This window comes from Mycobacterium sp. 050272 (assembly GCF_039023525.1).
GTDB lineage: Bacteria > Actinomycetota > Actinomycetes > Mycobacteriales > Mycobacteriaceae > Mycobacterium.
In genome coordinates this window covers 1-10,351 of sequence record NZ_JBCHKV010000044.1, presented here as the reverse complement: position 1 = coordinate 10,351, position 10,351 = coordinate 1, and the positions used below count along the sequence as shown (strand labels likewise).

Below are 10,351 nucleotides of genomic sequence, written 5' to 3'. Positions count from 1 at the left end.
GTTGTCCGTTCTCATTGATTCTGGGGCATTCTCATTGAATCTGGGGTAAGTGCGTGTCTTTCTCATTGAATCTGGGGCACGAGGCTTAGCGTTTATGTGTGCTGACGTCGGCTGTTTCGGCTGGGCCAGGTGTAGCGAGTGCAGTGGACTTGGAGTTCAACACCCGCGAGGGATGCACGCGGCAATCGCTGGACCGATGTGCTGCAACCCGGTTTGAGTTGGACTGTTCACCAGTGCGGAATTTCCCCTCGTTTCGAGGTCAGCGTAACTTTCCCGGGCTGTGGTGGTTCGCCACAACCGGCGCACATGTAGGTCACGAGTCCTGGGTAGAACGTGACCAGTTGATGGCGTTGGATGCCGATCCGGATGTTGTTGGTGTTCTGTCGCAACCATTTTGGATTCATTGGCGTGACGGCACGCGGCATGCTCCTGACTACTTCGTGCGGCGCCGCGATGGATCTGTCGTCGTAGTCGACGTTCGTGAGGACGACCGGATCTCTGACGCTGATCGGGACGTGTTCGATCGGTCTGCCGCCACGTGCGCGATGGTCGGTTGGGATTACCTGCGTGTCGGTTCCCTCGATCCAGTGCTGCGGGCGAATCTACGTTGGTTGTCGGGTTATCGGCATCCGCGAGTATTGAAGATCGGTTTGGCTGATCAACTGGCGGAGGTCTTCGCTCGGGTCCGTCCGTTGATGGCTGGTGTGCACGCGGTCGGGACTCCTTTGGTGGTGCTGCCCGTACTGTTTCATCTGCTCTGGCACGGCCGTTTAGTTGCCGATCTGCAAGGAGCGGCACTTGGCGACGACACGGCGATTGGCCTCGGGACCGGGTGGTGACCTGACGTGCGAACGGGTGTCGTCCGAGAGGGAGACGAAATCCGTTTATCAGCAGGTGTTTTCACCGTCGTAACCCTGTCGGGCGGATCAGCTCGACTGGTTGACGCTGTCGGCGAGCAGATTGTGGTGCCGCTCTCGCAGCTGATGGTTGATCCGGCATTGGAATTGGTGTCGGGGTCGCGACCGCCACTGTGTTCTGAGGAAATGCTGGCTGGCATTCCCGAGGCAGCCGTCGAGCAAGCACGGTGGTGGGAGCGCCACATCGTGGAGATCCTCAGCGGCCGCCCGCCTGGGACGGCCGCGGGCATTCGTCCCCGCCCAGAGTTCGACACGGCGAAACGATCTCTGCGGCAGCGTGAGCTGGCCAAGTTGGACGAGCTGCGTGCCGCCGGCCACGACGTGAGTCGGAATGCGTTGCAGCGTCGCCGATTTGCCTACGAACGGGACGGGCTCCTGGGAGTGGTTGACGGGCGCCATAATCGGCGGCGCGCGGTATTCGGCCGTGTGGACGACCGTGTCGTCGCCGCGGTGCGGGATGCGATCGAGGGCGAGACCGACCTGTCAACGGGAACGGTGCAGCGTCTGCAACGGCGGGTCGCCAAGACGCTGGTGGCCACCTATGGTGCCGACGACGCGCCCGCGATGCCGTCGCAGCCCACCTTCTACCGGCTGGTCAAGCGCCTCGCGGAAGGACGGCACACGTTCGGGTCAGCACGGACGCGGCGATCGCTGTCCAAGCAGCCCGATGGCCCATTCGGGTCGATCACCGTGGTGCGCCCCGGCGAGATGGTGGAAATCGATTCAACCCTTCTGGATGTACGGGTAGTGCTCGATGACGGCATGGTAGACCGAGTCGAGCTGACTGCGATGGTCGACAACGCTACGCGGTCCATCCCGGCCGCGGTGCTGCGACCGACGACCAAAGCAGTGGACGCGTCACTGCTCTTGGCGCGGGCATTGACGCCCGAACCGATGCGCCCGGGATGGGCCGATGCGCTGCGGATGTCCCGGTCGGTACTTCCGCACCACAGCCTGACCAGTGTCGATCAGCGCCTGGCCGATGCTGCGGCCAGGCCGGTGATCGCTCCCGAGACGATCGTCTGCGATCACGGGAAAGCGTATCTGTCCCAAACATTTCGGCAAGCGTGCTGCACATTGGGGATCAATCTGCAGCCGGCTCATCCCGACTGCCCGACCGATAAGCCGAAGATCGAGCGGACATTGCAGTCGGTGGGCACCCTGTTCGCACAGTACGTGGCCGGTTACGTCGGTTCATCGGTGGAGCGGCGTGGGAAAAACGCCGAGGACGACGCGGTGTGGTCGATGATTGAGCTGCAGGCGCTGCTGGACGAGTGGATCATCGCGGTGTGGCAGAACCGCCCCCACGATGGCCTGCGGGATCCGGTGACGCCGGGGAAAGCGTTGTCTCCCAACGAGAAATACACTGCCCTCGTTGAGGTGGCTGGCTATGTACCGGTCCCACTGGACGCCGACGACTATATCGAATTGCTTCCCGTGCAGTGGCGCACAATCAACAGTTACGGGGTCCGGATCAACCATCGCACCTATGACGCCAAGGCGCTCAACCCATACCGGCGCCAGCATTCCGGGGTCGATGCCCGTAACGGACAGTGGGAAGTGCACTACGACCCGTATGACGTGTCGAGGATTTGGGTGCGCAATCACCACGAAGACGGATGGCTGGCCGCGACGTGGACGCACCTTCGGTCCTCGCCGGTGCCGTTCGGCGAGACACTGTGGCGCCACGCCCGCTCCGTAGCCGACCGCAGAGGGGCCCAGAAGACCCAGGAAGCGGAGATTGCGGCCATCGCGGAGGACTTGCTGGACCGCGCCGCCGCTGGGCCGCAGCAGCAGACGAAAGCCGAGCGCCGAGTGACTGGACGGACCAGCGCCGCGAGCGCCGGCCGGGACTGGCCGGACCCGACGGAATCATCCGAACATCATGGCCCGTCACCGTCGGAACGGGCCGCCGACAACGAGACTTTCGACGATGACGGCGAGATGGCGGAGGTCATACCCCTGCCGGTGTTTGATGCACGCAAGGAGGCCCAAACGTGGCGACTGTGACCGAGATTGCGGCGGTGGGTCAGTTAGAGGATCGCCGCCAGCCGACCACGACGCTGGAGGGCTGGCGGCGTTTTGTTGATGCCGATCCGCCGGAGTTCACGTTGCTCGCCGACGACGAGTGGGCCAGCCTCGGTGAGGACGAGCGGACGGCCTACAACGAGGCCCGGGTTGCGCATCATTCGGAGCTGGTGGTGGTCACCACGTCGGCGATCGAAGCGATCACCCATCAGGGCCGGCTGTTGACATTGCTCAACCAGCGCGAGATCGGGGCCCGGCGCGGGCTGATCATCTCCGGCGGGGCAGCGACGGGGAAAACTACGGCGATCAAGCAACTGGGTCGGTTTCACGAATTGCGCACCCGTGCACGGTTTCCCGGCGATGAGAGCCGGATTCCGGTGGTGTATGTGACGGCCCCGCCGAAAGGGTCGCCCCGCAAGTTGGCGATGGAGTTCGCACGGTTTCTGGGGCTTCCCACGCTCAATCAGCGGATGAACGTGACCGATATTTCCGATGCCGTGTGCCAGGTGCTCATCGATGCCCGTACCGACATCGTGGTGGTCGATGAAATCCACAACCTCAACCTCGACACCCGCGCCGGCGAAGAACTGTCCGACCACCTCAAATACTTCACCGAGCATCTGCCTGCGACATTCGTTTACGCCGGGATCGAAGTGGAACGCTCGGGGCTGTTCACCGGCACGCGGGGACGGCAGTTGGCCGGCCGTTGCGGGGTGATCCACACCAGCGCATTCCCCGACGCCAAGGAGTGGCGACAACTCGTCGCCGCCATGGAAGGTACCTTGCGTCTGCATCGACACGAACCGGGAAGCCTTGTCGCCCAGGCCCGTTACCTGCACCGCCGCACCGGCGGGATGATCGGCAGCCTGGCCCACTTGATCCGGGCTTCAGCAATCCAAGCGATGCTCGACGGCACCGAGCACATCACCCGCGAGGCCATGGACGATATTTTGATCGACTACGCCGCCCACACGGCCGCGGCCCGCACGGCCAGCTGACGTGGCAACTGTCAGGCCGTGGCCGCGCGGACCACGCCAGCGGCTCCCGCGAACGATCGCACCGTTCCGTTGGGAAGCCGTATCGTCCTACATCGACAGGCTGGCCCGCGCCAACCATATCGGCGTCTCCACACTGCGCGGCCATGTCGCCGAATCATGCGCAGCCCGGCCGCGACCGGACTGGTTGGCCGTCGTCAGCGGCCAACCTGAGCAGGTAATCCGGTCCCGTCTCTGCGGGCTTGCTGGCGACCCCACCGCGCTCAAGCAATATCTCCGCCGCCCTTTGTGTCAAAGATGTATGGCACGCAAGGGAATACACGAACCCGTCTACTGCTACCTGCCTGCACATGTCTCCGTATGCCACCGTCACCGACGCTGGATCGGTTCACCAACGCGCGTTCTTGACGACCAGGTGGATCTTCGTGACCGGCCCACGGTGCTCAGTGCCGGGCGCACGCATCGGCGCTTGGCCCGTCAGTATTCAGAGGTCGACCTTCATGACGCCTTGGGCGACGCCCGCCACATCCTGGTCTTCTGGGCTCACGCAGAGCGTCACGTGGCGGCGGGGATTCTGCAGAATGGCCTAGAAGCGCACGTGGTGGCCTACCCCGATGTGATCGCCGTAGCCGCAACATTGCTCACAGCTCGCCCTCGGGTTGAACAGCCCAGGACGCCAACGGAACCCGCCTGGCCGACGCTACTGCTCGACCGCATCAACGAACGCACCGGCGCCCACCATGCCGACGCCACCCCCGTCGAGCAATGGGCGCAGTACCGACGCCTATTCGCCACTGCCGTATTGACGACACGCTCAGACGGCGCAGAACTGGCGTGTCGCGCTTAGGGGTCGGCAGTCTTGAATGTGCCTTATCAGTAAGGCACTTGTGGTGTGCATCTGACTGTGTCCGACGGTTGTATCTATCGGCTTTCTAATCGTTAGGGACAGTGGTATCTGGCTGGGTGTATCGGCCGGTGAATCATCACCGGCGGCGCTGCTTGCCGGTGATTGGCCGGCGGTGGGTGGTCCAGCACGCGGCCACCGCGCTGACCACCACAGCGAAGGCGGCAATGACGCTGGCCGGGAGGGCGTGGTCCTGCAGCCATCCGGTCGCGGTGGCCGACCAGCCGGTGAGCAGGTTGCCGCCGCTGGCGGTGTGCCCGGTGGCCGCGGGCAGCCAGTACCACGCGAGGTAGGCGCCGGTGGCGATGAGGACAACGGCGGTGACGCGGGTCCCGTGGCGGGCGAGGATACCCAGATGCCGGGTCAGGGCCGTGCCGGCGATGGCGGTGCCGACGCTGACCAGCATCAAGATGGTGGCGGCACCGGCTGTGTATGCGGTGAACACTGCCAGCAGACCGCCCCATCCGCTGGTGGCCTGGGCCTGGGCGATCACCGCGAGCAGTACCCCGAAGGTGCAGGACAGTGACGCCAGGGCGTAGCCGATTCCGGCCGCGAGCACACCACCGGCTGTTGGGGAGTCCGGCCGATGACGCGTCCGGGCAGGCATACGCAGACCGATGGTGCGGCCGGTGAGCATGAAGCCGCCCAAGATGGCCAGGGTGAGCCCGATCGTGATCCCGAGCCAGGGAGCAGCCGTCACCAGGGTCCGGGCACCGGCACTGATCGCGATACCGGCGAGGGTGAGGGTGCCGGTGAACCCGATGGTCAGGACGGCCCCGGTGCGCAGTGCCCGGGCCAGCCGCACGAGCACCGCATCGGTGCCGCCGGTGGCGATGGTGCCGGTGATCCACGCCGGTAGCAGCGCGAACCCGCAGGGGTTGACCGGGGCGAGCATGCCAGCGGTAAACGCGAGCGCGAGCAGGTTCACCGTGCGGCGCTGCTGCCGAGGGCGGCCAGGATCTGATCCTGGGACGGGGCGTGGCCGCGGTAGCTGATCTGCCCGGACGGGTCGATGACGAGGGCGGTGGTCGGCGCGGTCACCTGGTAGCGGCTGGTCAGGGCCCCGTTAGTATCGACGACCGCGGGCAGGCTGGTGCCGCCGATCTGGTCCAGGAAGTGGCGAACATCGGCGGGTTTCTCGGTGGGGACGATGTCGACGGCTAGGAACTTGGCGCTGCCTCCGGCTTTCTCCACGGCCGCCCGAGCAGCGGCCAGGGATTTACCGCCGCCGACGCATTCGCCGCACCCGTAGGAGAAGAACAGGATCGCGGTCGGGGCGGCAGCGGGCAGTTCGACGGTTTTGCCGTCCACCGTGGTCAGTGTCGCCGCCGTCGCCTGGGTTGTGGCGTTGGCGTGTGGCGGTGAGGTCGGATTGCTGGTTGTGGCCGATTGGCCGCACGCGGTCAGCGCGCCCGCTGCCAGCATCACAGCCGTAACGCCCGCCCACCTGTGGGGTGTAAACGAACGCGTTTCAGACATTGTCGATGCTTCCTTTCGTCAGGTCGTCGAGCGTGTGCGTCGCGGGTGAATGGCTGTCGGCGGGACAGCAGTGATCGCCGCGTTGACCGCGGCGGGCGAAGGCGACCACAGCCGCCAGCAGCAGCGCGACGGCTGCCCCGATGACCCATGGATTCTCGAGCAGTCCACACACGGCGGCGAGCGCGCCGCCGGCGATCAGGACTGGCGCGGCGCAACACAGGGCCGTCACCAGCACCGCTGCCGCACCCAGCAGCACGGGATTTCTTCGTGGACGTTGATTCATTGATTTCTCCTCATCAGGTTGGGTGCGGCTGGTCAGCTGCAGCAGCCGGGGTGGGCAGTTGGCGGGGTATGGAGCTGGGTAAGGATTTGTGTGGTCAGGGCTGCGCCGAGTTGGTGGGCCTCAGCGACGCTGACGATCTGACCTTCGGGGTGCTCGGCGAGCCACGGCGCGGCGTCCTGCGCGCAGGTGAAGTAGTGCACCTGGTTGCAGAATGAGGACCGGATCGAGGTGAGGTCGTCGGGGTTGACCAGCGAGACCACCGCGGTCTCGGGCTGCACGCTGGTGACACCGTTTTCGCCGACCGAGACCCTGATCGGGTGCCCGCTGACGGGTGATTCGGATTCGATGCTGGCGGGCCGGTCCAGGATGGTGGGAAAGATGAGGGTGTCCAGGGCGCACCAGGTGTAGAGCTCTTGGCCGGCCACGGTGAATCGGTGGCGGGTCGGGCGCAGGGTCAGGCCCTGGCCGACGATGCGGCCCTGCTCGTCGTATTCGGTGTCGGGTACCGCGGCCAGACGCCGGGTCACCTCGTCAACCGGGAGGCCGACGGCCGCGGCGAGCGCCTCCACGGTGACCGGCTCGCCGGCGGCGAGCAGCCGCAGCAACGGCACCAGCATCGTCGGGTCGAGCCCGGACTCTTCCGGAATGGTCAGGCGGTCAAGGAAATTGGGCATCAGGAACCTTTCGAGTGAGCCATGCGTCAGGATGCGCAGCAGGACAGTCGGGACATATCGGCGCTGAAGGACTGGGCGGCGATTTTGATGCCTTCGGCCATGGTCAGATACGGGGCCCAGGACCCGGCGACCTGGTCGACGGTCATCGCGGCGTCGAGGATGTAGACCGCGGCGGCGGCGATCTCGCCAGCATCCTTGGCGACGGCGGTGATGCCGTGGATGCGGCCGGTGCCGGCGTCGGCGACGAGTTTGATGAAACCGCGGGTGTCTCGGTTGACCACCGCACGCGGCACATGTTTTAGCGGCAGCACCCGGCAGTCGCACCGTGTCCCGGCGGCGAGGAGCTCGGCCTCGGTCGTCCCGGCCGCACCGACCGCGGGGCTGGTGAACGTCACGCGGGGCAGATGGCGGTAGTCGACCCTGCGGCCGGCGTCGGTGAAGATGTTGTCGGCGACCATCGCGCCGTGATGGGCGGCGACGTAGACGAACTCGCGGTGCCCGGTCACGTCGCCGGCCGCCCAGATCCGTGGGTTCGACGACTGCAGCCCGTCGCTCACCACGACCTCGTTGTTCTCGCCGGTTTTGACCTGCACCGCTTCGAGATTCAGGCCGTCGGTGTTCGGACGGCGGCCGGTGGCGACGAGGACTTTCGCGGCACGGAACTGCTGCGTTCCGCCGGTGATGGTCGCGGTGACCGTGACCTGATCGTCGGCCTGCTCGACCTCGCTCACCGTGGCGCGGCGCACCACCCGGATGCCGTCGTCGGCGAACACCTCCAGCAGCGCCATGCCGACTTCCGGCTCTTCCTTCGATGCCAGCGTGGAGCGGACCAGCACCGTCACCGTTGACCCGAGCCGGGCGAACAGTTGCGCCTGCTCCAACGCGACGTAGCCGCCGCCGATCACCAGCAGCGACTCCGGGACCTCGGTGACTTCCATCGCGGTGGTCGAGGTCAGGTAGGCGACGCCCTCGAATGCGGGCGGGATGACTGGGTTCGCGCCGGTGGCGATCAGGTAGTGCTCGGCCTCGATGGTGGCATCGCCGACCTCGATGACGGGCGCGTCCGGGGTTCCGGCGAACCGCGCTTGGCCCTGAATGCGCTGCCAGCCATACGATTCGGCCACGTTGAGGTACTTCTCTGAGCGCAGCGACTCCACCAGATCGTGCGTGCCGGCGATCAGGGCCGCCATGTCCACCGGGCCGGCCGTGGTGGCGATCCCCGGGAACCGGGCAGTGTCGGCTGCGGTATGCCGGGCCTCGGCCGCTGCGATCAGGGCCTTTGACGGCACGCAGCCGGTGTTGACACACGTGCCACCGAAGATGCCGCGCTCGATCATGACGACGGACTTGCCGAGCGCGGTAGCGCGGATCGCCGCGGCCATCGCCGCGCCGCCGGAACCGATGACCGCGAGGTCCAATCCCTGACTCATGCACCCATCCTTGACCTTCAAGTAGGCTTGAAGGTCAAGTGTTCTGAGGAGACATCGTGAGAATCGGGAAGCTCGCCGAGGCGACCGGGGCCACCACCGCGACGCTGCGCTACTACGAAGACGAAGGCCTGCTCCCGCCCGCCGAACGTTCCCCGGCGGGGTATCGCGACTATGCCGCCGACACGATCGCCCGGGTCGGCTTCATCCGACGGGGACAGGCCGCCGGGTTCAGCCTCGCCCAGATTCGGCAGATCCTCGACATCCGTGACAGCGGCCACGCGCCGTGCACGCACGTGCGCGACCTGCTCGACATCCGACTGACCGACCTCGACGAGCAGATCAGCGCACTGGTGGCACTGCGCGAGACCATCGCCCGGCTGCGGCAGGGCGCCGAAAGCGTCGACCCGGAATCATGCAGCGCCGATGACGTATGTCGATACCTCTAGGAGCCACCTCCGTGGCACCGGAGGCATGTATTTCGTCAAGTCCGTTGACCCCGGCAGTCGTCATGAATTTCCGCCCCACTGGAGGTCGTTGGTGCGCGGGAGCGCGGGGCCTGCTGAGCAGTAGGCTCACCCGATGCGGTGGGATTTCACTCGAAGCTGGTCGCATTGGCCGTGCTGAGCCCAGCCACACTCGTTCAGGCGATCGCCACCTTCGCCATCACCAATATCGACGACATCGTGGTCCTCGCGGTGATGTTCGGCCAGGCGCCCGGTCATCGTGGCGCAGCCATCCGAGTGACCGCCGGTCAGTACCTCGGCTTCACCGCCATCTTGGCAGTTTCGGTCGGCGGCGCACTCCTGGGTGCCACGCTGCTTCCTCCAGCCGCACTGCCGTACTTCGGGCTGCTGCCCATCGTGTTGGGGCTGCGGGCGGCATGGCTGGCCTGGCGGGATCGCCGCACCCAACCGGCGCCGACCGATGATCCCGCAACACTGTTGACGCCTGGCACCTGGCAGGTCGCAGTCATCACCTTCGCCAACGGCGGCGACAACATCGGCGTGTACGTTCCGATCTTCGCCGTCTCAACGATCGCCACCATCGGTGTTTACATCATCGTGTTCCTCATCGGTGTGGCCATCTGGTGCGCGGCCGGCCGATATTTCGCCTCCCACCCGATCATCGCCAAAGCACTCTCACGCTGGGGCCACATCGTTCTGCCCGTTGCACTGATCACAATCGGGGCCCTCATCCTCATCAAAGGCGGAGCGTTCGCCCTCTAGCTCGGAGCAACTTCACCACTCAGGGCCAGGAGGCGCTCCTGCATCGGCATGTGTTGGCGTTCAACCACTTTGGTGATGTCCCGGCCCGTATCCGCTATGACAATCTAAAACGGGCGGTGGCCAAGGTGCTCAAAGGCCGCAGCCGGCACCCGAACTACCAACACGAGCGAGCGCACCACAGAATCATGATCGTGTGTCACGAGAGACACGATCACAGTAGTTATACCGAAGACGTACCCGAGCCAACGGAATCGACAGGAGACCATTCCGGCTACCCTGCTGCGCTCGCAGCCGGGCGCGGAAGCAGGGTAGCCCCAGATTCAATGAGAAACGTCGCGATCGAAATTCTCATCCAATCTGGGGCAATGCAGGTCAGACTAGTAAATGTGCCCCAGATTCAATGAGAACGGACACC

Annotated in this window: 11 protein-coding genes; 6 read left to right on the top strand and 5 right to left on the bottom strand. The window is 65.5% G+C overall.

Annotation, left to right across the window (positions count from 1 at the left end; genetic code table 11):
• The first annotated feature begins 98 nt into the window (after positions 1–98).
• From AAHS21_RS31705 to AAHS21_RS31690, 4 genes are all read left to right on the top strand, one after another.
• The gene (locus AAHS21_RS31705; protein WP_011894084.1) at positions 99–839 is read left to right on the top strand and encodes a TnsA-like heteromeric transposase endonuclease subunit; all 741 of its coding nucleotides are present in this window, start codon (positions 99–101) and stop codon (positions 837–839) included.
• A 123-nt stretch (positions 840–962) separates the two neighbouring features.
• Positions 963–2,927 (top strand): Mu transposase C-terminal domain-containing protein, encoded by a 1,965-nt coding sequence (locus tag AAHS21_RS31700; protein WP_005148662.1) that lies wholly within the window; start codon positions 963–965, stop codon positions 2,925–2,927.
• Positions 2,915–3,943, top strand: a complete 1,029-nt coding sequence (locus AAHS21_RS31695) for an ATP-binding protein (protein ID WP_005148661.1) — start codon at positions 2,915–2,917, stop codon at positions 3,941–3,943. The genes AAHS21_RS31700 and AAHS21_RS31695 overlap by 13 nt, the downstream gene beginning before the upstream one ends.
• Before the next feature lie 412 nt (positions 3,944–4,355).
• On the top strand, positions 4,356–4,787 hold the full coding sequence (locus AAHS21_RS31690; RefSeq protein ID WP_225503056.1) for a hypothetical protein: 432 nt from the start codon (positions 4,356–4,358) through the stop codon (positions 4,785–4,787).
• A gap of 136 nt (positions 4,788–4,923) precedes the next feature.
• On the opposite strand, the gene AAHS21_RS31685 is transcribed toward AAHS21_RS31690, so the two are convergent.
• Genes AAHS21_RS31685 through merA form a run of 5 tightly spaced genes read right to left on the bottom strand, consistent with a single transcriptional unit; the run spans position 4,924 to position 8,710 of the window.
• A complete protein-coding gene (locus tag AAHS21_RS31685; protein ID WP_024444598.1) occupies positions 4,924–5,772 on the bottom strand; it encodes a cytochrome c biogenesis protein CcdA in 849 nt (282 codons plus the stop codon).
• Positions 5,769–6,269 carry a redoxin domain-containing protein gene (locus AAHS21_RS31680; RefSeq protein ID WP_225433764.1) on the bottom strand — a complete coding sequence of 167 codons (501 nt, stop codon included), beginning with the start codon at positions 6,267–6,269 and terminating at the stop codon, positions 5,769–5,771. Before AAHS21_RS31680 ends, AAHS21_RS31685 begins: the two co-directional genes overlap by 4 nt.
• Before the next feature lie 46 nt (positions 6,270–6,315).
• Positions 6,316–6,606, bottom strand: a complete 291-nt coding sequence (locus tag AAHS21_RS31675) for a hypothetical protein (protein WP_005148657.1) — start codon at positions 6,604–6,606, stop codon at positions 6,316–6,318.
• A gap of 32 nt (positions 6,607–6,638) precedes the next feature.
• Positions 6,639–7,280 carry an organomercurial lyase MerB gene (gene merB, locus AAHS21_RS31670; RefSeq protein ID WP_005148656.1) on the bottom strand — a complete coding sequence of 214 codons (642 nt, stop codon included), beginning with the start codon at positions 7,278–7,280 and terminating at the stop codon, positions 6,639–6,641.
• Between the two features lie 26 nt (positions 7,281–7,306).
• On the bottom strand, positions 7,307–8,710 hold the full coding sequence (merA, locus tag AAHS21_RS31665; RefSeq protein ID WP_005148655.1) for a mercury(II) reductase: 1,404 nt from the start codon (positions 8,708–8,710) through the stop codon (positions 7,307–7,309).
• A 56-nt stretch (positions 8,711–8,766) separates the two neighbouring features.
• On the opposite strand from merA, the gene AAHS21_RS31660 reads away from it, so the two are divergent.
• The gene (locus AAHS21_RS31660) at positions 8,767–9,156 is read left to right on the top strand and encodes a heavy metal-responsive transcriptional regulator (RefSeq protein WP_005148625.1); all 390 of its coding nucleotides are present in this window, start codon (positions 8,767–8,769) and stop codon (positions 9,154–9,156) included.
• A 138-nt stretch (positions 9,157–9,294) separates the two neighbouring features.
• Positions 9,295–9,936: a cadmium resistance transporter gene (locus tag AAHS21_RS31655; protein WP_079481877.1), complete on the top strand. Its 642-nt coding sequence runs from the start codon at positions 9,295–9,297 to the stop codon at positions 9,934–9,936.
• The last annotated feature ends 415 nt before the right edge of the window (positions 9,937–10,351 follow it).